The sequence below is a fragment of the Actinoplanes solisilvae genome, from assembly GCF_003999975.1.
GTDB lineage: Bacteria > Actinomycetota > Actinomycetes > Mycobacteriales > Micromonosporaceae > Actinoplanes > Actinoplanes solisilvae.
The window spans coordinates 23,945-45,795 of record NZ_RJAC01000042.1 but is presented as its reverse complement, the minus strand read 5'-3'; the positions used below and the strand labels follow the sequence as shown (position 1 = coordinate 45,795).

Annotated in this window: 15 protein-coding genes and 1 tRNA gene; 4 read left to right on the top strand and 12 right to left on the bottom strand. The window is 67.3% G+C overall.

The genetic code is table 11. The annotated features are described in order from the left end of the window. Nucleotides 1-74 precede the first annotated feature (74 nt). From EER30_RS44595 to EER30_RS44585, 3 genes are read right to left on the bottom strand one after another with little or no spacing between them, the layout of a single operon-like run. Nucleotides 75-2,108 (bottom strand): pPIWI_RE module domain-containing protein, encoded by a 2,034-nt coding sequence (locus EER30_RS44595; protein WP_127508720.1) that lies wholly within the window; start codon nucleotides 2,106-2,108, stop codon nucleotides 75-77. Further along, complete coding sequence (locus EER30_RS44590; protein WP_240670719.1) at nucleotides 2,108-5,326, bottom strand: hypothetical protein; 3,219 nt, start codon at nucleotides 5,324-5,326, stop codon at nucleotides 2,108-2,110. The genes EER30_RS44595 and EER30_RS44590 overlap by 1 nt, the downstream gene beginning before the upstream one ends. Next, on the bottom strand, nucleotides 5,323-6,465 hold the full coding sequence (locus tag EER30_RS44585) for a restriction endonuclease-related protein (protein WP_240670718.1): 1,143 nt from the start codon (nucleotides 6,463-6,465) through the stop codon (nucleotides 5,323-5,325). The genes EER30_RS44590 and EER30_RS44585 overlap by 4 nt, the downstream gene beginning before the upstream one ends. 222 nt (nucleotides 6,466-6,687) lie before the next feature. On the opposite strand from EER30_RS44585, the gene EER30_RS44580 reads away from it, so the two are divergent. Together EER30_RS44580 and EER30_RS44575 are read left to right on the top strand one after the other, a co-directional pair. Continuing rightward, on the top strand, nucleotides 6,688-7,170 hold the full coding sequence (locus tag EER30_RS44580; RefSeq protein ID WP_164842753.1) for a putative phosphothreonine lyase domain-containing protein: 483 nt from the start codon (nucleotides 6,688-6,690) through the stop codon (nucleotides 7,168-7,170). Between the two features lie 534 nt (nucleotides 7,171-7,704). Then, nucleotides 7,705-8,505, top strand: coding sequence for a hypothetical protein (locus tag EER30_RS44575; RefSeq protein ID WP_127508713.1), 801 nt, complete (start codon nucleotides 7,705-7,707; stop codon nucleotides 8,503-8,505). A 352-nt stretch (nucleotides 8,506-8,857) separates the two neighbouring features. Here EER30_RS44575 and EER30_RS44570 read toward each other — a convergent pair whose 3' ends face one another. After that, nucleotides 8,858-9,751, bottom strand: coding sequence for a replication-relaxation family protein (locus tag EER30_RS44570; RefSeq protein ID WP_127508710.1), 894 nt, complete (start codon nucleotides 9,749-9,751; stop codon nucleotides 8,858-8,860). A gap of 1,616 nt (nucleotides 9,752-11,367) precedes the next feature. On the opposite strand from EER30_RS44570, the gene EER30_RS44560 reads away from it, so the two are divergent. Next, nucleotides 11,368-11,637, top strand: a complete 270-nt coding sequence (locus tag EER30_RS44560) for a DNA-binding protein (protein ID WP_127508709.1) — start codon at nucleotides 11,368-11,370, stop codon at nucleotides 11,635-11,637. A gap of 95 nt (nucleotides 11,638-11,732) precedes the next feature. Beyond that, a complete protein-coding gene (locus tag EER30_RS44555; protein ID WP_127508706.1) occupies nucleotides 11,733-13,196 on the top strand; it encodes a tyrosine-type recombinase/integrase in 1,464 nt (487 codons plus the stop codon). 92 nt (nucleotides 13,197-13,288) lie between these two features. Here the strand turns inward: EER30_RS44555 and EER30_RS44550 are convergent. The 8 genes from EER30_RS44550 to fxlM all read right to left on the bottom strand — a co-directional run bounded on the left by EER30_RS44550 (nucleotide 13,289) and on the right by fxlM (nucleotide 21,688). After that, nucleotides 13,289-13,360 (bottom strand) — tRNA-Lys (locus tag EER30_RS44550). A gap of 253 nt (nucleotides 13,361-13,613) precedes the next feature. Next, nucleotides 13,614-13,850, bottom strand: a complete 237-nt coding sequence (locus EER30_RS44545; protein ID WP_127508703.1) for a hypothetical protein — start codon at nucleotides 13,848-13,850, stop codon at nucleotides 13,614-13,616. 78 nt (nucleotides 13,851-13,928) lie between these two features. Beyond that, nucleotides 13,929-15,014 (bottom strand): hypothetical protein, encoded by a 1,086-nt coding sequence (locus EER30_RS44540; protein ID WP_127508701.1) that lies wholly within the window; start codon nucleotides 15,012-15,014, stop codon nucleotides 13,929-13,931. Further along, a complete protein-coding gene (locus EER30_RS44535) occupies nucleotides 15,011-15,826 on the bottom strand; it encodes a thiopeptide-type bacteriocin biosynthesis protein (protein ID WP_127508697.1) in 816 nt (271 codons plus the stop codon). Before EER30_RS44535 ends, EER30_RS44540 begins: the two co-directional genes overlap by 4 nt. 15 nt (nucleotides 15,827-15,841) lie before the next feature. Then, nucleotides 15,842-17,065: a lanthionine synthetase C family protein gene (locus EER30_RS44530; protein ID WP_127508694.1), complete on the bottom strand. Its 1,224-nt coding sequence runs from the start codon at nucleotides 17,063-17,065 to the stop codon at nucleotides 15,842-15,844. Further along, entirely contained in the window at nucleotides 17,062-20,076 is a 3,015-nt protein-coding gene (locus EER30_RS44525) for a lantibiotic dehydratase (RefSeq protein ID WP_164842752.1), read from the bottom strand. The genes EER30_RS44530 and EER30_RS44525 overlap by 4 nt, the downstream gene beginning before the upstream one ends. Before the next feature lie 172 nt (nucleotides 20,077-20,248). Continuing rightward, nucleotides 20,249-20,401, bottom strand: coding sequence for an FxLD family lanthipeptide (locus EER30_RS44520; protein ID WP_127508688.1), 153 nt, complete (start codon nucleotides 20,399-20,401; stop codon nucleotides 20,249-20,251). Between the two features lie 78 nt (nucleotides 20,402-20,479). Then, on the bottom strand, nucleotides 20,480-21,688 hold the full coding sequence (gene fxlM / locus EER30_RS44515; protein ID WP_127508685.1) for a methyltransferase, FxLD system: 1,209 nt from the start codon (nucleotides 21,686-21,688) through the stop codon (nucleotides 20,480-20,482). Nucleotides 21,689-21,851 lie beyond the last annotated feature (163 nt).

Sequence of the window (21,851 nt, the reverse complement as noted above, 5' to 3'; positions counted from 1 at the left end):
CCGTGAAGAACCGGCTCAACCGCATGCAATACCGAGCCGGACTGATCGACGCCTTCTTCACCGGAACCGGCCTTTCACCACCGGCACCAGCCAGACCCTGACCGCAAAAGGTGTCTAGCGCCACCGCGAGGGTGCCGTTTGGCCTGGTAAGCCTTGACGTTCCAGTTCTCACCGTCGGGAATGAATGCGACCAGAGACCAGCTAATCTTCTTTTTTGCCGCGAAGCTCTTCTTCCCGCGCTGTTCGCGGACGTGGAGGCCGACGAAGGCGACCGGTTCAGAGAGCCCGCATCGGCCGAAGCTGAGCGCCCGGGTCAGGCGTGGGTGCACCAGACCCCCGGCACGCAACAGGTCAGCGACGGCAGCATGCCCTTCATGGTCCTTTTTCAAGGCTTTGCCGAGGGATGTCAGGGCGTCGTCCTCGGGCGGAGCCTCAACATCCTCGGCCCCATCCCTGTCGTCCTCCTCATCGACGAGTTCATCGACATCGGCGACGTCATCATCGGGCTCGGCCTCGCCGGTTGGAGCCGATTTTGTCCGGATGAATTGGCCGAGGATCTCCTGTTGGGCAAGCAGCCGGCTCAAGCGGGGTTTCGCGTCGGTGAGATCGGGGTCTTTGACGACGCTGTCCTTCTGGCGGGAGGACTTGCGCTGTGCCGCCCACACCTTGGCGTCGTATTCGGTCTCGCAGAGGGCCAGCAGCCGGGTTCCGTCCGGAGCGTCGAGATGGGGCACCTTGGTCAGCAAGGCTGCGCGCTCGGTGTGCTCGCCGTGCCCCAGCAGTCGGGCGGCGTGGAAGAAGACGATCTCGACATTAGGGCCGACGGGAACTGGCTGACCTTCCGGTATACCGGTCTCGGCCAGGTCTGGCCGGTTGAAGTGGTAGGCGAGCAGCCGCTGCATGCGGGCGCGGGTGTGCTGCTCGCTGTAGAGCACGACGACCCGTAGCCGCTGGCAGCCGGAGGCCGCGATGATCGCGGGCAGGGTGTCGTCGTGCAGCAGGTCGCTGTCGCGCCCCTGGACGGTCTGTCGGCGTGCGGCCTTTGAGAAGCGGTGCCCGGCGACGTTACTGGCGGTCAAATTTTCTACGCGCAGGGCGTCCGCGATACGGCTGCTCAGCTCCCGGACGGTGTACATGCCGACACCCCGCCCAATGGAGAAGCGCACGGTCTTGGGGACCGCGGTGCGTAGTCGGCCGGGAATTCCGGTGAGGTCGCGGTCCTCGGAGCGGATGAGGTTTTCGCCGCGCAGCCGGGACCAAACGGTGAGCGCCAGGTCGCTGGTGTGCTCGATGCGGGTGGCGGCGCCGCGGCCCTGGAAGGCCAGCGACAGCAGGGGGTCGTCGGGGTTCGCCTGAGCAAGCCACCCGGTGCGGGCGGAGCTGAGCCAGCGGCTATACCAAGTCACGCCGGGGTCAGCGATCAGGATCGGATGGCGCATCCAGGGCAGCGTCTTCATGGACAGCTGAATGCGCAGGGTGGCGTAGTGCAGGTCCTCGGGCGTCTTCCTCCAATGGCCAGTGAACAGCCTCTCGGTATCCCAGACCTGCGCGTTGCCGTCGGTGTCGTGGCTGAACGTGACCTCAGTGCCGTCGATGATCCAGGGGCGGCCAGAGATCCGTTCGGCGGCCTCCCAGGTGGCGGCGTCCCACACCCACCCTGGGGCGTTCGGCTGGTCACCTTCCCAGGTGAGCTGTTCGCCGAGGCCGACCGGTTCGGGTTCCACGCCGGCGAGCAGGTCAGCCAGTTCGCTGGGGTAGGAGAAGCCGATCTGTTCCTCGGGCAGGCCGAGCAGGGCCTGTTCCCAAATGGTGACCGCGTCGCGGATGTCCTCGGGATGCAGCTGCCGACGGCTGACCATGAATCGGGGCGGATCGTTACGGGTCGTCGGGTGGACGTTGACCGAGGTCCGGCCGACGGCCCGCAGGGCGGTGCACAGCCCCGCGTACGGCAGGTTGCCGTCCGAGCCGGTCAGCTGCTGGTACCGGTCGAGCAGATGCCCCCATACGTCGGTGACCCGCTCGGGGAAGCGGTAAATGTGCACGACACCGTGCAGCTCTGGAGTGAGCGGGTAGGCCAGCAGGTGCAGCTTGTTACGGCCGGTGGTCATCAGGGGCCCTTCGGTGTCTGGTTGATGCCGGCGAAATCGAGCCAGGAGATCAGCGTGGAGCCGTAGATGCGCGCCAGCGCCCGCTGGTCGGCTGGAGAGAGGCTTTCGTAGTAGAAGCGCAGCAGCCCGGGCAGGTCACTGCCGAAGGTCGGGTCGTGGAACGCGCCGTCGACCAGATACAGCTCGACTGCGGTGCCACCGCGGCGGGCACGGCCGGCCAGCTGGATCAGGTCGACCAGCATGCCCGCGATCGCCTCGGCCTTGAGAACCTTGGGGAGTCGGCTGAAGCGAGGATCGCTGGTCAACAGCCGGAACAGCCGCCGATATGCGGCCTGCCGTTGCTCCTCCAGCACTGCGGCCGGGTCTGGGCCGGGTACCCCGATTTCCAGTGCATAGGAGTTGACGCTGGCGAACATCTCGGCCGAGTCGGTGGTCAGCTGGTTGGGCGGGCGCACGCATACCCAGATCGACGACAACGCCGACCGGTGGTCGCCCGGGATGAGGATGTTCAGTCCCCGCGCCACGCGGCTCAGCGGCGCGATGACAACTTTCACCTCAGGATGGTCGCGGGGCAGCGATTCAAGATCGTCAACCAGGACTTGGACCACCCCGTGCGGCAGCGGCACCGTGCGCGCCCGGGGATCGTTGGAGACCACCACCGCCACCCATTCCGGCACGCTGATGTTCGCGGCGATTCCCGCGCCCAGCAGCGCCGCATGCTTGTAGGAGTTGCCGACGAGCATGCACAGTTCCCGGGCCGGATCGGTCGCGGCGATCCGGCGCAAATGTTGGTCCAGGTGCTGTTCCCACAGGCTGCGCCCGAGTTCGCGCAGCATGTCGGGCTTGCGTGCCTCGGCCAGGCCACCGATATGGATCGGTGCGTAGGCCTGGTCGAGGGCTTTCCCGGCCCGAGTGGTGAATGCGCCAGGGGCCGCATCCGTCATCGCATAGGTGACCTCGGCCTTGATGTGCTCGCGGGCGGCCAGCGGGAAGAACGCGGTGGCCGACAGGCCGAGCACGATCCGGGGAACTCCAGCGGTGGCCAGTGCCACAGTGCCGCCCAACTGGGCGACGGTGGTGTGCGGATCACCGCCGATCGCCTGGACGGACAGGCTGCCTTGCGGGAACGGGTCGGTGACCTTGTCGACCCGGAACCCGAAGAGTAAGTAGCCTAGCGGGCCGTACGGGATGGTGGCGTGCTGCACGAAGTTGCCCAGCTTCTCAGCGATCATCCGGGCAGCGGGCAGGTCGGTGTCGCCCGAGGATGCCGCGAAGGTCAACCGGGTCAACGACTGCTGCAGCGCCCCGAGCCAGGTGCGAATCAGCAGAGCGTTGACGACGTCACGGCGTTGGTTGCGGTCGCGGACCCGCCGGCGCAACGTGAGGTGCAGGCCGTTCTTGATGTCTCTGAGCCGGTCGCGGCCGGTGTCGTTACTGACCAGCGATCGCAGTAGCCGGGCGACCTCGCGCATCCGGCGTGGCAACGGACCGCCGTTCTCCTCGCGGGTGTCCGGGAACAGCGCGTTGAACTGTTCGTAGATCTCCGGCGGCACCTCCTCGGCGGCCTTGTCGATGCCGAACAGAGCCAGCAGCAGCATCCGGTCCTTGGAGTTGGGGACATGCCAGCCGGAGCCGGCCCGGTCGGGGTCGTCCTCCAACCAGATTTCGTTTTCCAGCACGTAGTTGAGGAACTGGTCGGCCAGGAACCGGGTCCGTGACAGCGGGGGCAGCACCTCCCGGTCCTCGGTGGCCAGCAACATCGTGCGCTGACTGTCGAGCTGCGACAACGGCAGTTCCTGGAAGCCGCCGCGGGAGGCCAGCACCAACTGGCTGGCGCCGACGTCGAACATGATGCTCTGCATCGCGTCGACCTCATCGACTACCAACACCGGGAACCGGCGCATCAAGAACTCGAGCACCGACATCCGGTTGTAGTCCAGGCCGTCGATGCGGACCGGAACGGGAACCGATCCGCTGATCATGTTGTGGTGGTTGGTGACGAGGATGTCGGCCTCAACGGCGTCATGGAAGCCGCGGTGCCGGCCACACGTGCTCAAGAACGGGCACGCGAACCGTTCTGGCTCCTCATCATTCCGACGCCGGCGTGTCGCCCGGGCCACGCCGCCGGTCTCGGTCTGGGGCCGCAGCGAGGTACAAGGCTCGTCTGCGACCGCCGGAGGCGGGCCGTCGACGACCAAAGAGGTGAGGGCGCAGCCGTAGGCGAGCTTGTCGAACCGGTCCCAATCGCCGCGGTCGGCCGCTGTGGTCGCCTTCTCCTGCAACCGCCGCGGTGAAACCAGCGCGACACAGCGGCCACCTTCCTCCAGCGTCTGCAACGAGCCTTGAATGGACACGGCGAGAAGGTGCGCGGCTGCGATCTCCTGCTCGATCTTCTCCGAGGTGCTCGCAGCGTCGTCGATGGTGCCCACCACGATCGCGACCGGGATGTGTAGCCGCCTGAGATAGATAGCCAGCAGGTGAGTCAGGACGGTCTTGCCGACACCGGTCGGGGCATTCAGCAGCCGGATGCCGCCAGCTCGTAGCAGCAGCTCGGACACCGGTAGATCACCGACGTCGCGGAGCTTGGCGAACAGCTCGTCGACCAGCGGAGTTCGCCAGGTCGTGGCATCGGCCCGGCCGAGCTCAGCGGCGAGATCCTGCAAGTCAGCCAGGCTGATCTTAATCGACGGCAACGCGGGCGTGGTGTCGAGAACGACCGGAGCGATCCTGGCGTCCCGCACCGTGATCGGAAGCTCGACGACCGACTCGCCACGCCAGCCGAACTGCCAACGGCCAGGCTCTGCCGCCGGCAACGGGGCTCGCGCCTGCCGGTATCTGCGTTCCGCTTCCTCCAGCAGCCGCCCGGCCAGATCAAGAGGGTGCTGACCGTGCCGGGCCACGACGAATTTGATGGCACTTTCCGGCACAGTCTCCGGAACCTGATACGGGCCGTTCGGATTGGCCCGCAGGTTGCGCGCCGCCTCCATGAATCGGCGCGGCGAGCCAAGCTCGTTATGCCGCATCCGCAGGAATTGACCCACCATCCGCCGGGTGTCCTCCGACTGATCTGGCCAATCCGACCACAGGTCGAGACGCCCGGCAGCGATAACCGCGGCCTGATCCAAAGGCACGACGGTCCGGCCGTCCTGCCCGCGGAAACCGAAGAACTCCTCCGCGAACGCGCAGGCGATCTGAGTGCACAACTGCCGCAGCGTCATCGCGTCTCCCTGCCGGCCTCGACGATCGCCGCCTTGATGTCCGCCATCACCATGAGGCGATAGCCCGCCGGCCGAATCGCATCGGCCACGAGTGACGCACTGCTGCGCTGATGATCCGGGATCACGATGATCAAGCCCGGCTCGGGAGACTCCCTCTCCCGCAACGCGTCCGCCAACGCGACAGGGGATGCCCACGCCTTCGCATCGACCTTCCACACCCTGGCCCCGAGCGTGATTTTCAGGTCGTACCGGTCCTTGTGCGGCCACATCGTGACCTCGGCACCCTGCGCACGGGCATGATCACGCAGCTCGCACTCCAACATGCCGGGCAGCGTCACGTACCGCCAGACAGCGCGAGACACCGCCAGGCACTCCGCAGTCGCGTGGACACCACGCACCCTCGGCGCATCGTGCCCGGCGGGATGCAAGGTTGGAGCCCGGTCAGAGAAACCTCCCACCCGACAGGTGTAGGAGATACCCGCCCGGGCGTGCGCCTCGCAGCGGATATCCGCAACCGTGCCGTGCACCGTCACCCGCATCGGCCACCGGCAGGCCGGGCAGGGAAACCAAAACCCCTGAAGCTGACACCAGTTCCACTGCACGATCGGCTCATACGGCTCAACGCGACCCCACAGGTTGTCCCACGTCCGGCGCAACTTGCGCAGATCACCCGACGGGGCCTCCACTAGCAACTCCCGGGCACGCGTGTAGTCAGCCTGGGGCATCCGACGCATCACCTCGAAAAGGCGCCGCTCCTCCTGCTCCGTGGCGACCCGCGCCCACGGCCAGTGCTCCTCGAACGCGGCTGACGGCACGGAATGCTCGGCGGCCAGATCCCAAGCCTCGTCACTCATCTGCCCGACATCGTCAAGAAGCACGACGTCATCAAGACCTTCAACGCGCACCTCGTACGGCAGCAGATCACCGAGCCGGCCCTGCAACCCACGCCGGAACTGCGCCATCGTCGGGGCCTCACCCACCACGAACGTGGCGGTCAACGCGCCGAGGCAGTTCATCAGCATCTTGCTCCGGCGATGACCGGAGAGATCCGGATCGCCCAGAGCCGCGGCGGCGAGGCAGCACGCGGTGACAGCTTGATCACGACGACGGCGGGCCGCCTTCACAGCAGACAACGACACGCGGGCCACCATAAACGGACCCTCTGACAATTTCCGATGCCGAAGTCGAGGAGAGCGGCCAGATGGGGCGATAGCAACTCATAGGTCACCCATCTAGGTGACCGCGCAACGGCACGCACGGCCGGGCGCTGCCGCGAATCATCAGCAGCCAGCCGACAGGGCGGCGCCCAACCGCGGAAGCGACGTAGCCTCATGTGGACTCCGCGAGACCGCAAGGATGAGATGCTGATGCCGGAGATAGAGCAGCTTCCCAGCGAGACGATCGATGACTGGTGGATCACCGTCCAGGCCCCCGAGCGAGCTTCAGGAGCCGACGGCGCTGCCGGAAAATGGCTGGTGTTCGTGCCGGTCCGCTACGTCGACCATTTTTGGAAGATCATCAGCCAAGCCGTGCTGGAAGGAAAGCTCGGTCCGTCTGCCGAAGTCGCCACCGCACGCCCCAACCCACACCAGACCGACCCAACCCGCAGAGTCATCGTCGTTTATACCGCCGACTGGACCGACGAAGACGACGTCCGGCGTGTCTTGCGCGAACTTCGTGAACTCGGCATCACCTGGCGCATCACCTACAAAACCGACGACGACACCACCCGCGGCGTCTACGGCCGGCACGCCGCGACCTACATCAGTCAGTCCAACACCGTGCAGTTCACGACCCGCAAACAAGACCCGCAGCCATCGTCGGCTGCGGCGAAGACATCCTGATCCTTGAGCGCCACCTCCCTAAGCAGGACGTCCCCCTGGCGTCCATCGACATCGAGAGCGTCGGAACCCCGCAAACTTGACCACTTCTCGGGCCGACCAAAACCCAGCCGGCTTGCAAGGACGTCACCTCGCCGGACCCGACGACACGCTGATCGGCTTATTCTGCGGGGGAGTTCGACGATGAAAGCTAGTGCCCGCCCGGTGGTGCAGCCCCGCGGCCGCCGCAGGGATGGGTCGACGACGTCCAGGGCTGTCCCTCAATCTGCCGCAAGGACCATCGGATGATGCTAGCGGCGCGCCGCTAACGGCTGGCGGCAATTCGGCAGAGGTCGTGTGCGGCAAAGCCGCGGACGAACTGATTAGGTCGACGCAATACATCGAAGGGTGTCGCGATGGTGACGTAGCGTGCAATAGGGCGACCTCCCGGCGTGGTGCCGCGGAGCGGACGTCCTGACTGGAGTGAGCCCGGTGAGTAAGCGGAACACGAAACGGCAGCGGCGTGAGCCGGTTCGCCGGCCGATCCCGGCGGCTCGGATGACCGCGCCGTCGTCGCGGCCGGCGTTTGATCCGGAGTCGCCGGTGCTGCCTGCCGCGGCAGGCAGCCCGATGCTCGGTTCGCTGGTAAAGGGTCCGATCGAGGCGCTGCCGTTGTACGCCGTGCTGACGGTGGTCCACCTTGAGCTCAGCGGCAATATCGTCAACGCCTGCCTGCCCGTGTGCGAGCAGATCGTTGGCGCGCTGCGGCACCTCGGTTTCGCCGCCGAGACGATGGCCGCCTACGTGGAAGTCACCAAGGATGGTCGGCGCTACGGCGGCATCGGCGTGAACGGCAAGGCCACCGTCTACCCGGATGGAACCACCAACGGTCACACGGTCGTGTGGGCCGAGAGTTTCGGCCGGCTGGTCGACGCGACCGTCGCCCAGCACCCTGAACTCAACCGGGCTGTCCACCAGGGCAGCCTCAACCAGAGCGCCCCGCTCGTGCTGCCCGTCGGCGAGCGCGAGTTGCTGCTGCAGGGCGCGATCGGCGCAATCCGTCCCCCGTACCAGCTGGCTTACCTGGCGCTGCCGCAGCACACCAGCGTCTTCGACGGCTGGGTCGCCAGCTACCGCGAGCCCTTGGACTATGGGGCGCTGAGCATGGCCCATCGCGGCCTGATCGCTTTGGAAGCCGCCGGGAAGATGCGCAACATTCGGCAGCTGGCACACCTGTATCCGCAGCTGGGACGGCTGCTGAACGGCGTCGACCAGCTGCCCGAGCTGGGCGAGCCGCCGGCCTCCATCGCCCAGCTGCTGGCGATCGGCCGGCAGGCTAAAACAGCAGAAGGGAACTGACCTTGTGGCTCACTGTGAGGCTTGCTGCCTGCGATTGTCGCTGAGGAAGGACAAGAAACTGCCCAAGCACTACAGCGAAGACACCGGCTGGCTCTCCTGGGCGCAGAAAGAGTGTCCCGCTGCGGAAGAAGTTCTCTCACGCTCAGTAAGAACGGCAAGTTCCCCAAACACGTCGCCGTTGAGGGCGGCGGTGCTCTCTGTCGGCGGCGAACCACCACTAGCTTGTGCGCACGGTGAGGGCAGTGGGGACTGGGGGTGATGTCGGTACGGCGGCGTCGGTGCCGGGTGTAGTACTGGCGCTGCCGCGGGTTCGAGCACCGGGCTCGGCGTTCGGGTGCGGGCTGGTGCGTCGTTAGTCGCTGGGGTCGGTGGGGGCGTCGAGGTCGGGGATGACGTCGGCGAACTCGGCGAGGGTGAGCAAGCCGGGGTGTCGGTGCAGTCGCCAGGATCGTCCGGCCGGGCTGGCAGCGTCGGGGGTGGTGTCGGTGAGGACGGCGGTGGCGACGGGCATCTGGGTCGGGGTGTCGGCGAGCAGGTTGTGCAGGTTGGTTTGGCGCTCGGTGGAGTGCAGGCGGAACAGGATGGGCCAGCGAGGCCCGCCATGGATGGTAAAGCGTTCGTAGCCGGCGAGTTTGCGCAGCAGTTCGGTGAGGGGTTCGCCTCCAGGGCCGCCGGTGTCGTACTCGAAGAAGAACGGTACCTGCCGATGGTGGTGGGCCCAGATGCCGTGGCCGTCGGGCCGGATCGGGGTTTTGAATGCCTGCGCGGAGATGGTTTCGCCGGGGCGGGTGAAGGCCCCGGTCTTGCTGCTTCGGGTTTCCGACCACCAGCGCAGGAGTTGGTAGTCGGGGTGGGTGCGGGCGTGTCCGGCGAGGTCGGTGAAGAACTGGTTGACGCCCAGGCGGTGCGGCAGGATGCGGGCGGAGGTCCACCGTCGGCGGTTGTCGCGGGCGTAGCCGGGGCGTGGGTTGGGTTGCTCGCGTTGCGCGGCGACGACTTCGGCACCGAGTTGGTCGATGACGTAGTGGTAGGGGTAGGAGCCGCCGCCTTGCCGTAGTGGCCGGAACCGGTCGACGACCTCGTGGCCGATGAGGCGTTGCAGGCGGCGTTGGGCGAAGTCCAACGACGGGAACAGGGCGTGGGCGATCTGCGGGGTGGTCAGCACCCCGTGGTCACGCAGCCACTGCAGAAGCAGGTGGTCGCGGGGGCTGAGGGCTGCTTGGACACGCAGGACACGATCAGACACGGGAGGTACCTTCCGGAGATGGGGCGGTGGGAACACCGAGTTGGTGTTCCTGAGCTGCGCCGGGTTCTGTCACCTGGCAGTTGTGCTGCGAACACAGGGCCGAACAGTGTCCGTTTCCGGGTCCGTCTGAAGACGGACCCGGAGACTGACCCGCACACGGGCACCCGCACTGACCCCAAGACGAGAAGGTCTGGTGCCCCAACGGAGCAGTGACGGCCTCGACGTCCGGCCGGCACGGTCTACCGCTGACCCGACACCCCGGGACGGCATGGTGCCGTCACGGCGTCGTCAGGCAGGCCGTCCCGAGGTGGCCATCGGCGGTCCGCGGCGGCTCCGACCTTCGGGCCGGGTACGGCAGCCCCGTGACCGGGTGCGGGTGACGATGGCGGTCGAGGCCATCTCCCGCCCGCCAGCATGAGAAGCGGATGCGTGGGTGAAACGTGGAGCGGGCGACGCCCCTCGGTCCTACACCTACCAAACGCGATGTGTCAGAGCTGACGAACGCCTACCGCTCTGACACCGCAATGACACCAACCTCTGACACCACGCTGTCCAGTCAAAATCCGCCTGGATCACCATTCGGCGTTGCCAGCGACACCCGCCCCTGTTATCAGCAAAACCGAAAGCCGAAGCCGGAGCGCGGCGCTGACACCCGTTCCGGTTCGGCGCCATCGACGCTGTGACACCCCGGTGTCGCCAAGGTCATGGCACGCGGGCTGCGACCCAGCCACCACTGGGACCGCGGCGGCCATTCGAGCCCGGCCGCCCGGGCGCTGACCCCCGTTGCGAGCCGCGGCCATCGCCGCGTGCCACCTCTGCCGTGCTCTGCCACCGCGCACCTGAGACGCCCGGCTGCGGGTGGCAGCTGGGTCACCGTACTGAACAACGCTGCCCTCACGTGACAGTGCAGCCAGCCGCCGGTCCGACGGCAGGCCAGTGCGGTGTCACGTGCCCTTTCCTCGATGTTGCACTGGTGGCCCCGTTGGCCGATGGAGACGCCGCAGGGGTGTCAGTCCATGACGCCAGCGAGGCTTGCACATCGCTCTGACACCTCAATGACACCGCAGGTCACGACCCCTGTCTATCCGGCGAACATGCTCCGCGGTGGTCGCTGACACCTTCCCGCGCATGTCCGCGGTCTGAACCCGGCGTGCACCCCATGTACATGCCCAGGGCCTGGGGTGTCAGACCGTCCCGGCCGCGGCGGGCACTGCGAGCGACAGCGCCAGGTCGCCGTGGCCAGCGGCCGTCTATACCACAAGGCAGGGTTGTCCGACGAGGCGACGCCTACGGCGGTCATCGCCGCGGAAACCGGGACGGGCCCGTCCCGGTCGAGCGAGCGGTCACGTTACGCGCCGCGTTTGACGACAGCCTGGCCGTGGCCTGCCAGTCGTTCTTCCCGCACGCCTCGGTACGAAAGGCCGTACCGCCGCCGTGCCGACCTGCCGACACGGTGGAAGGGCAGGCCGTCGTCTACAGCCGACTGCACGGCACGGGCGGAGAACCTCGCTGGTGCTGGTGCTGGTGCTGGTGCTGGTGCTGGTGCTGGTGCTGGCCGGGCACATCACCGTCTCACCTGGCTGCCCCGGAACGACTCGGCTGGGGGTTGCTGAGCGATGAGCGCTGACCTCACCGGCCGCACGCCCGACGACACACTCTGGACCGAGGAACGCATCCGCGCGCTCGGCGCCGTCACCGATGTGCCCACCACCGCCAGCATCTTCAAGATCAACCGGTCTCGGGCGTACGAGCTCATCCAACTCGGCGAGTTCCCGGTCCCCGTCCTTCGCTTCGGATCCCGCTACCGGGTGCCCGTCGCGGCGATCATCACCGCACTGCAGATGCCACCCGCAGACGGGACCGGACCACGTCACCGAACGACTTGACCATCCACGGCTCATCGAGCGTGGATTAACGACAGGAAATCCGCAGCCAGCCCCCTGCTGGGCTGCGCCGACATCAACATCCTGGAGGATCGACCATGGCGGAAGGTTCCGTCTTCAAGCACTGCGGGTGCAAGGATCTGAGCGGCAAACGCCTCGGTAGCCGATGCCCGAACCTGCGCCGCCCCGGCGGCGCCTGGCACCCCACCCACGGCCGCTGGGCCTACCAACTCGAACTACCCAAGACCGCCGACGGCGAGCGGCGCCCAATGCGCCGCTACCGCTTCGACAGCCGCGACACCGCGGCCAAGGAACGCGACAGCGTGCTGGGCCTGCTCGCCCTCGCCGGTGACAACCGCGACCTCACCATCGAGATCGGGGACCTACTCGACCAGCTCAAACCGACCGACCCGCTGCCCGACCGCACCATGATCGCCCGCCGGGTCAAAGCCGGCATCCCCGCCACCACAGCCCTGCTGCTCGGTGACTACCTGCGCGAATGGCTCACCGGCCGCAGCATCGCACCGGGAACCCGGCGCTCCTACGACAGCCACATCCGCAACCACCTCGAACCGCACCTCGGGCACCTCACTATCGAAAAGCTCGGCGTCGGTCACATCAAGGCCATGTTCACCGCGATCGCCGACCGCAACATCGAGATTGAAACGGCCCGTGACAGCGACGACCCCGCCCTGCGTGCCAGCGTCAAAGGACAGCGCATCACCGGACCGGCGATGATGCACCGTATCCGCGCCACCCTGCGCAAAGCACTCAACGATGCCATCCGCGTGCACCGGCTGATCGAGTTCAACCCCGCCGCCCACATCGAACTACCCTCCGGGAAACGCCCCAAGGCCAGGGTGTGGACAGCAGCGGCCGTCAAACACTGGAAGGCCACCGGCCAGAAGCCCAGCCCGGTCATGGTGTGGACCCCGGAACAAGCCGGCCGATTCCTGGACTACGCCGAAGACCACGACATCCTGCTCTACCCGATGTACGCCCTCATGCTCCACCGCGGTCTACGCCGCGGCGAAGCGGTCGGCCTGCGCGACCTCGACCTCGACCTTGACCTCGGCACCGCGGTCATCAGCCAGCAGATCACCACCGACGGCTACCAACCCATCACCAGAAAGGTCAAATCCGAAGCCGGCGACCGGACCGTCACCTTCGACCAGACCACCACCGCGATCACCCGCACCCACCTGGCCCGCCGCGCGAGATGGCAACTCGTGTCCGGACCGACCTGGATCCGCGCAGGCCTGGTCTTCGTACAACCCGACGGGTCGCCATGGCACCCCGACACCGTCACCAAACGCTTCGACGACCTCATCGAGAAATCCAGTCTGCCGCCGATCCGGCTACACGACCTGCGCCACTGCGCCGCGACCTTCTTGAAGGCATCCGGCTCCGACCTGAACGACATCAAGGACATGCTCGGGCACTCCACGATCACCATCACCTCAGACACGTACACGTCCGTCATCCAGGAGCTGGAAACTGAACGGGCCAAGGCCGAAGCCGCAACGGCGCTGGTGCCACGCGTCATCCGCCAAGCCAGCTGAGTCGATCCTGGTCGCTCCATGACCGTCAAAACGGAGCGACATCAAACGACAAACTTCGATGCTCAAAACGTTGTTTCCGCAGTTCAGAAAGGTGGGCCGCCGGGGATTCGAACCCCGAACCTAAGGATTAAAAGTCCTCAGCTCTGCCATTGAGCTAGCGGCCCGCAGGGGGAAGACTACCTGGCTAGGCGAAACGAATCCTACGGGATACCCCTTCGCCAACATCCGTTGGCAGCGTGTGGCCCGGCTAGCGTTTGGCTCTGCCGAGTTCCGCGCGGTCGTTACTGGCTTGGTCCTGCGGGGGGAGAGGAAAGGCTCCGGCGTCCTCAGCCCTTTGAGTGGCAGGAGCGTCACGGCGACTACGGACCAGCCGCCGGAAGCCACTCAAAGCGGGCAAGCCTATAAACCAGACGCTTATCAGCCACACTGCCGCCAAACCAAGATCACGCAGGGGGTCAATTTCAGCCGTCGTTGGCACTTGACGACGTTGACGTCGGATGGCGGGAAGTCGCCGCTGTCGATGATGGTGTTGGCGCTGATCATGCGCGTCAGCGCTCGGCCGTCGGCGGGAAGTGTCAGCAGTTGAGGCGTGTCTGGCCACGTGTACATGAACTCTTCGGCGGTCCGCGAGTCGAGCAGTAGTTCGAGCGGCATCGTTTCGTCTACCCGGGAAGCTGCCGTAGGCGGGTGGGGTCGGACTTACGTCGGAAGGTCGAAACTGGGATGGAGCTTCTACACCGGCAGGTGTGCCTGCCTTCGCCTCTGGCACACGATGACCGATTGGGCGGTATCGAGGGCGCCGTTGAGCGCGGCGATGTGGACCGCAGTCATGTGTCCGAGAGCGAGGCCGCAGTCGGAAACTAGGTCGGTGAGTTGGTCGATCTGTCGGGTGGTGGCGATGCCGAGACGTCCGGGGTAGGCCAGGAGATCGCGGGCGGCATAGCCGTCAGACGCCGCGTGGCGGATCAGGTTCACGGCGATCTGCTCCCTGGCAGGATGCCCGCTGTCGAGAGCGTCGATGACGCTGAGGCCGAGTCGGATGTAGAAGACGGCGAGGCCGGACTCGGCGGGGCCGAGTGCGTGGTAGGCGGTCAGCGCGGCGGTCGCCAGGTCGGTCGGGTCGTCGGCGGGCACGCATAGAGACAGGCAGGCGGTGACGGCGTCTTCCCCTGGTTCGCCTGGTTGGGTTGCGTCGAGCATCGCGCGTGCCTGTTCGTTGCGGCCCGCCATGATGTGGGCGATGACGGTGACCTGTCGGCCATCGAACATGCGCGCCCCGACCCCTTTGTATCGGCTGAGATGTTGGCTCGCTTCGTCCCATCGGCCGGCGGTGGCGAGGGCGTGGGCGCCGGTGCCGAGCAGAACGGTCCATAGCCAGGTCCGCGTTTTGAGGTGGGTCTCGGGTGTGTCGGTGAGAAGGGTGGCGGGGATGGTGACGCCGTCGATCGTGGTGTCGGTGCGGGTGTCGATGGCCTGAAAGAGTGTCTCCAGCAGGGCCCATGCGGCTGGGCCGTCGCCGGCGCGGATGTGGAGGCGGGCGAGGTTGACGATGGGTTCGAGGGCGTGTTGGGGGTCGCTGTCGTGGGCGAGAGCGACGGCGGCGAGCCGGTGACACCAGGTGCGGGCCAGGTCGGGTAGGCCGCAGTCGGATGCGATGAGGGCGGCGAGGTTGAAGACTGCGGTCGCTGACGCCACGTCGCCATGCTGTTCGGCGAGGCCCGCGCGTTCTTGAAGATCGGATACCCGCTGGGTCAAGGGCGTGCAGGCGGGCCGGGGCCGCGCGACGAGCGGGAATCTGCGGGCGATGATCGGGTTCATGGGGCACCGCCTGGCATGAGTTCACCGTGCGTGGGGTCGGGGCCGAAGACGACGGCCTTGGCGGTGGCGGCGAGGACCGCCTGTTGCAGACTGGGGATGCTGCGCCGGTTCCAGGCGAAGATCACGTGGTGGGCGAGGGTGGCTCGTAAGCCGCGGTGCAACTGGCCGGTCTGATTGAGGCGCCGGAGGGATTCGCCAGCGGACGTGTATGCCTCGATCACGGTGTCGTAGCCGGCCGACGGTGCTTGCTTCCTGAGAATGGCCGGATCCGCGGTGAGGAGCCTTCGTGCGGCGTTCAGCAGGGAATCGATACGGTCGGGCTGAGGCTGGTCTCGGTGATCGGCCACGCGTGCCCACACGTCGCCTTGCTCGTACCAGTCGAGGCCGGCAGCTCGGGTCATCGCCGCCAGAAGAATGATCGATGTCTCGCGTTCATGTTTGGTCGTGTGGCCGTTGTCGCGGGTCAGAAGGTGGCGGCTGTCGTGGTGCCAGAGCTGATGGGCGATGTCCATGGCTGCGGGGCCGCCGAAGGCGCAGGTTTCGGGTTCGTAGTTGCCGGGGACGGCACCGCAGATTCGGTTGTCGCGGGTGAGTCGTTCCAGCTCGCTGGTCAGGTAACGGTCGGCGTCAATCGTGGCGACGGTGAGGAAGCGCAGCCGCCAGTCGCCTTTGCGTACGTAGAACCAGGTCGTGATGAGCTGGTGCGCTTCGGCTTCGGCCAGGATCGGCGCGAGATGGGTGCTGGCTGCCTGCGCTGCGGTAGAGGGGTCAGGAAAGGTGATCGTGACTTGCCGCCATTCGGTTGCCGTCATCAGCGCGTCCTTTGTTCAGTTCAGAGCGAGGCAGGCGTCCCAGCCGGTGGCCGAGGTGCCGGTCGCGGCGGTGTGCAGCGCGAGCGCGGCTCCGGCCGTGCCGTCCATCAGCTCGGGAATGTCGTGGGTCTCGGTGGCAAGCTGGTTGGTGAGTTCGGCGGTCAGGTCGGGTAGCTGGGCGGTGAGCTGGGCCGCACGGTGGGTGTCGGTGCTGGTGGTAGCCATGCGGCAGGCGGATTGCAGTAGTCCGGCTTTACCGTGGCAGAGGCCGATCTCGGGGAGCCGATCGCGTTGGACGGCGTCGTGCAGGACGGCGAGCATCGCGTTCTCCGCGTGTTGTCGACGGGTGGTGTCGCGTTGGGCGAGTCCGGCGAGTTGCTGGGCACGGGCGATGCCGGGGGTGCCATAGCACCAGGAGGGCCGGTGCCGTTTCGGGTCGGTGCCGGGGGTGACGTATCCCGGCCACCAGATGCCGGCGGGGTCGTCTTGGCGATGTAGATCGGTCCAGCGGCACAGTTCGTCGAGGGCGTTGCGGGCTGTGGGGGTGTCGTGGCCGTGGAGGATCGCGTGGGCCAGCAAGGTGATGACGGCGCTGACGCCGTGGGCGGCGCCGATGTTGCCGTGACCGTGCGGGAAGTCGGGGTCGGGTGTGCCGGCGAGCCCGGAGGGCAGCCACCACGCAGGTGTGCCGGTGTGGTCGCCGAGGGGTTCGGTGAGGCGCGCGAGGTAGCCGACCACCTCGCCGCTGACGGGATGGTCGGGGTGAGCGTGCAGGTGGTAGAGGCCGAGTCCGGTCAGGCCGTGAACCAGGTCGAACTCGTACATGGTCAGTGGCTCACGGCGGTCGATGCGGGCGTGGGCAGCCGCGAGTCGTTGACGGGTCAGGGCGATCGTGGCGGTGTCGAGGCTGGTGTAGGCGCGGCGGTAACCGCCCAGCGGACGGGCGGTGTGCAGCATGAACGCCAGGGCGGGGGCGCCGTGGAACGGGTCGGAGTTCCGGCCGATGCTGACCGGCTCGCTGGCTGCGGCGCGTATCCAGCGATGGGCTGTGGCTTCGTCGCCGTGTCCGGAGACGGCCCGTTCGATGTGCAGCAGGGCGATGCCGGCCGCGCCTCCGGCCAATGATTGCGGCCGGGTCCGGCCGTCGGGCGACGGGCCGACGGCGGCGGGATCGGCGAGTCTGTCGCAGACCGCGGTGAGTACGTCGAGGGGGTTGATGGTGGTCGTGGGGGTTGTCATGGGGTGCTCCTTGTCGTCCAGCTCAGCGCGGCGGCGCGGGCGAGGTGGAGGCAGGCTCGTTCGCTGTCGAGGTCGAGTCCGGCGACGCGTACGTGGTGCAGGTGCAGCAGGTCGGGCAGCAGCTCGACCGGCGAGACGGCGCTGATCGCGGGCAAGCGGTCGCGCCAGGCGGCCAGGGCTTGCCGGCGCTCGGCCCAGCGGTCAATCAGGTTCTCGCCGCCGGGCATCGGTGCCACGGCGCAGCGGTCGTGCGGGTTGGCCAGGCGGATCGCCTCGTCGTAGACCTGTCGTGATGGCGCGGGTCGGTGCGCGCGGGTGCGGGTGATCAGCCATCGCAGGGCTTGGTTCGGGTCGCCGATGACGGCCGTGACGAGGTCGACCATGCTCGCGGCGGTCAATGCCCGCCAGTCGGAGGCGGCCCGCCGCACGGTGACGGCCAACTGAGCGAGTACGGCTGCGGAGTCTGCGGCAAACACGTCTGTCGTCGCCTGGTAGGCGGCCGGGCTACCGAAGCGGCCGGGCTCGCCGAAGTCGGTGTCCCATTGGACTCGGCGGGTCAGGTCGGCGTCGGCCAGCTCTCGGGTCCAACCGGTGACGGCTTCGATGGGCAGGCCGCTGATCCGGATCCGTAGGTGCGGCTCGGGGTCGGCGTGGCGCAGGAACCACCACCTTCCCGCGTCCGGCTGCTCGGCCAGAAGCGAGGGTAGGTGGGAGGTCAGGATGGTGGTCTGTTGCTCGGGCCGGGCGTAGATCTTCAGGTAGTGGTGGTCGCTGCCGGGCACGATGCTGTGATCACGGACATCGACGGTTGGGCCGGCGAGCCGGGGCGCCGATGGTCGTAGGGTGGTGGCGATCAACGGGATGACGACCTCGTGCCGGTGCCCGCCGATCCAGGCGTCGCCGTCGGGGATGATCCGTAGCAGGGCGGTGGGGTTGCGGGTGAGATGGTCGCGCAGCAGCGCTCGGTGAGCAGGCTCGTTTAGGTCGAGGCTGAGAGCTTGGTCGCCGACGCCGAGTGAGACGTCGGCGGGGCAACCGACCGTTTCTAGCCAGGTGGTGAGTGCTTTGTCCCATCGCTGCCAGACGGCCGTCCGGTCGGGCAGGTCGGCGTCGCTCAGGAGCCAGCGCGCGGGGCTGAGCAGGGTCCGGCCGTAGCGCAGCGCGGGCAGGAACGGCAGGTGCTTGGATGCTGGTCCCCACTCCACCGGCGAGCAGGGGGTAGCCAGGGCCACGGGTGCCTCAGCAAGGAAGCGGGTGAGCGGGTGAGCGTGACGTACCGGCTCGACCGTGTTGACTGCGACCGGTTGGAGCGCCCGACGGCGGGAGATCGACACCAGGTGCAGACGCTGCCCGTCGGCGGTGACCGCGATGTCGTCCACACCGATCGTTTCCGGTGTCAGGGTGTGGTACTCGCCGACCGGGATCAGATGCGGCAGGACCTGGGCGGCGCGGTTGACGTCCAAGCTGATGGTGTAGCGGGTGACCGCAGACAGTTGAGCCAGCAACGCTCCGGCGCTGGCTGGTGGGCTGCCTGCGAGGCTGGTCGCCACCTGGTTTTGGGAGGCTTCGCCGAGTATGTCCAGGAACCTGCCTGCGGTCGAGAACGCCTGAGGGGATGCCCGCACGATCGACAGGTGGAAGTTGCCATCAGTGATGGCCTGGAGCGAGTCGGCGTGGACGCGCACGGTGAGTTCGGCGGTCGGGAGGATCTCGGTGGGTGCGGTGCCGGCCAGTGCCTCCAGGAGGGCGTCGTCGAGGATGACCTCGTGTTCGTGGTGCAGGGCGGCGCGTTGCGCCAGGGCGAGCAGCCGCTGGTCTCGGTCGGTGAGTGCGGACGCCGTGTCGGCGGGTTCACCGGTGAAGCCGTGCGGGTAGCCGAGACCCACCTGGGCATCGATCGCGTCCAGGACAGGGACCAGGGCGTGCAAGCCGTACCGGTCCAAGAACCGTGCATGCCAGTCCCGCCATCCGGCCGATGCCGATCGGGCAAGGCGGGTCAGCGCGGCGGTGGCTCGGCTTGCCTCAGCCGTCACCGTCGCCGGTACCACGAGGTCACAGTCCAGCCGCAGGTCAATCCCGACCGCTTTCCCGGGGTGCATCAGGGCGACGGCCTCGCGAAGGTCTCGCAGGAGTGCGTCAGCCGTTGCCTCGTCCGGTGCACGATGGTGTCGGACCTGGAGATCACGAACTCGACGTAACGGATCAAGGAGGTCACTCACGTCGACGCCTTCGGCTGCGGCGGCCTCCACCTGGTCCAGGATGTGCGTCACGGGGTGGGTCTCGGTCGACGGTGGGCGAAGGCTGGTCACCAGCAGCCGCTGCGCCACCATCTGGCCGATCAACCGTTCTACGCCTTCTCGCGGCGCCGTGCCGTCGGCGGTCAGCTTGCCGATCAGATCGGCGCATCGGATCGGTGCGGCAGCCAACGCCAGAGCAGTGCGGAGCACGTCGTTGGCCTTGATCCGCAGATGGGCCGGCGCGCCCTGGGGGTCGTTCGTGGCGGCGCGATACTCCAGCACCACCGTGTCTGCTCGCTGAACCAGGAGGTTGTTCGCGCACACCGTCAGATGCGGGCGGAGCCGGACGTCGGACTCCAGTGCGTCGAGGACGGCGGCGAGCCAGGAAGACTGGAGGCGCGCGACCGGGCGGTGCGCGGTGCCCCACCGGAGGTGACCGTTGCGGCTCGCCGTGGCAGGGGCAACGCCCGCGAACAGGCCGTACGGGGTGGCCCGGGTGGTGGCGCGCAGCAGGTAGCGCATGACCGCAAGCAGCACTCGCCGAGTGTCGGTGTGCGACAAGCTGCCGTTGACGGCGGCGGTGGCCCGCTCGGCAAGGTCCGGGGAGGCGTGGGACAGGGCTGCCGCGAAGCCGGGAATGGCCAACGTCTCGGTCAGCCACGGCCGCCAACCGGCCGTTGGTTGACTTCCGGTCAGGTCGGGCCATCCGCCGAGTTGGTCGGGGCGGAGTACGGCGGCTCTGAGCAGCAAGGCGTCGTTGACGCTGCGGTACATGGCGACCTCTCCAGGACGTGATCCTCTGGCAGCGGGTGGGGAACGCCCGGCCCCGCGAGAATCTCTCCCCGGGGCCGGGGCATTCCTGACTCCGATGTCGATGGCTCGCTCTACGACCTGGCCCTGTGGACCAGGCTGGCCAACCGGGCGGGCCATCGACGGATGCAGCAGGTCAGCAGCTGGTGCAGGCCGACGCGCAGGTGCTGCCGCAGTTGTCCTCGGTCATCTTGATGATGTGCTCGACGGTGCCGCCGGCCTCGATGAACTCGATGTCGAGGTCGAAGTCGTCGGCGGTGTCGGGCAGGGCTGTGGCGAGTTGGGGCATGACAACCTCCCTGGTTGGGGTGATGGAGAGTTCCCCGGCGCTGCTCGGCGTGGGCCGCTGAGGTGAGCGCCGAAGCTTCTAGGACCAGGCGACGGCGAGGACGCCGTGGCGCTTGGTGGTGTGCCACCCGGTCAAGCTGCTGGTGTCGGCGGTGTTCGGGCGGTACGCGATGTCGGCCGCGTTGCGCCGGTAGTAGCCGCCCGCCCAAGCGTCGATCATGGCGAGTAGTTCACCGCCGACCTGCTCGGCTTCCGGGCCGTGCGCGACGACGCCAGTTTCGTAGCCGCTGACGGTTTCCGGATTCTCGCGCTTGACGCGGTAGGCGATGGTGCCACCGCGCACCAGCGCCGGGGTTCCGTTACGCACCGTGCGGTCAACTACGCCCTGATCGACGGCAGCCTGCGAGGCGTGGATCATCGGCAGTTCCGGACCGTTGGTCAGCAGGTACAGCTCCAGCTCGTCGGGCATGTCGAACGGCGTGCCCGACCAGCTCTCCACCGGCGTGGTGTTGAGCGCCTTGCGCAGGGCCGGCACGTCGAACGTGAGAGTGCTGTTCTGATCGATGCGCAACCCCACGTCAGGGGTGACGGCGATCAGTTCCTCGGTGGCGGCGCCGTCGCCCTGCATCGGCACGAACGAGCCGAGCCGGTAGTTGCCGGCTGTCAGGTTCGGACTGCCCGCGGTCCGATCGAACGCGATGAGCCGGGTGATCGCGGCGAAGCGCAGCGGCACGACGATCCGGCCGTCCGGGGAGAGCTGATCGAGCCAGGCGGGCGGGATGTCCCACGCCCCCACGGTGACGATGATCCGGTCGTACGGCGCGTGTTGCGCCACGCCGTTCTCGCCGTCGGCGAGCACGACGTTGACGTGGTCGTACCCGGCCCTGGCCAGACCCGCGCGGGCACGGTCGACGACCTCGGTATCGATGTCCACCGTCGTCACTGAGCCGGTCGGCCCGACGATCTCTGAGATCAGGGCGGCGTTGTATCCGCCGGACCCGATCTCCAGTACGTTCATCCCCGGCCGTACGTGAGCCTGTTCGAGCTGAATGGCCTGGATGTGTGAGGCCGAGACCACACTGGTCTGCCGTCCTTCAGCATCGATCTTGGGCACCAGTGTGGTGTTGGTTTGATAGACCTTCTCCAGCGGTTCGCCGGGGGCGAAGTCGTGCCGGGGCACCACGTTCATCGCCGCAGCGACGAGGTCCGTGGTGATGAGGCCCTCGTCGCGGAGCGCGGTCACCATCGCTTCACGCAAGGTAGCGGCGTCGTCAATATGTGATGTCATCGAGAAATTCCTCTTGTCGAAAGCTGCCTGATTTCATATCTGACTCGACCAGTGAGCTGTCTAACGTCCTGAGCTGCGTAGCGTCTCAGCCAGGCATCCGATCACCGCCTAGGCGACATAGCGGACGGGGTGCACCGATCCCGTCCAAGCAAGCGGCAACCAC

Coding starts and splice junctions, on each gene's coding strand:
- EER30_RS44595 (WP_127508720.1), bottom strand. CDS start 2,108: ATGACCACCGGCCGTAACAAGCTGCACCTGCTGGCCTACCCGCTCACT.
- EER30_RS44590 (WP_240670719.1), bottom strand. CDS start 5,326: ATGACGCTGCGGCAGTTGTGCACTCAGATCGCCTGCGCGTTCGCGGAG.
- EER30_RS44580 (WP_164842753.1), top strand. CDS start 6,688: ATGCTGATGCCGGAGATAGAGCAGCTTCCCAGCGAGACGATCGATGAC.
- EER30_RS44575 (WP_127508713.1), top strand. CDS start 7,705: ATGACCGCGCCGTCGTCGCGGCCGGCGTTTGATCCGGAGTCGCCGGTG.
- EER30_RS44560 (WP_127508709.1), top strand. CDS start 11,368: ATGAGCGCTGACCTCACCGGCCGCACGCCCGACGACACACTCTGGACC.
- EER30_RS44555 (WP_127508706.1), top strand. CDS start 11,733: ATGGCGGAAGGTTCCGTCTTCAAGCACTGCGGGTGCAAGGATCTGAGC.
- EER30_RS44545 (WP_127508703.1), bottom strand. CDS start 13,850: ATGCCGCTCGAACTACTGCTCGACTCGCGGACCGCCGAAGAGTTCATG.
- EER30_RS44540 (WP_127508701.1), bottom strand. CDS start 15,014: ATGAACCCGATCATCGCCCGCAGATTCCCGCTCGTCGCGCGGCCCCGG.
- EER30_RS44535 (WP_127508697.1), bottom strand. CDS start 15,826: ATGACGGCAACCGAATGGCGGCAAGTCACGATCACCTTTCCTGACCCC.
- EER30_RS44530 (WP_127508694.1), bottom strand. CDS start 17,065: ATGACAACCCCCACGACCACCATCAACCCCCTCGACGTACTCACCGCG.
- EER30_RS44525 (WP_164842752.1), bottom strand. CDS start 20,076: ATGTACCGCAGCGTCAACGACGCCTTGCTGCTCAGAGCCGCCGTACTC.
- EER30_RS44520 (WP_127508688.1), bottom strand. CDS start 20,401: ATGCCCCAACTCGCCACAGCCCTGCCCGACACCGCCGACGACTTCGAC.
- fxlM (WP_127508685.1), bottom strand. CDS start 21,688: ATGACATCACATATTGACGACGCCGCTACCTTGCGTGAAGCGATGGTG.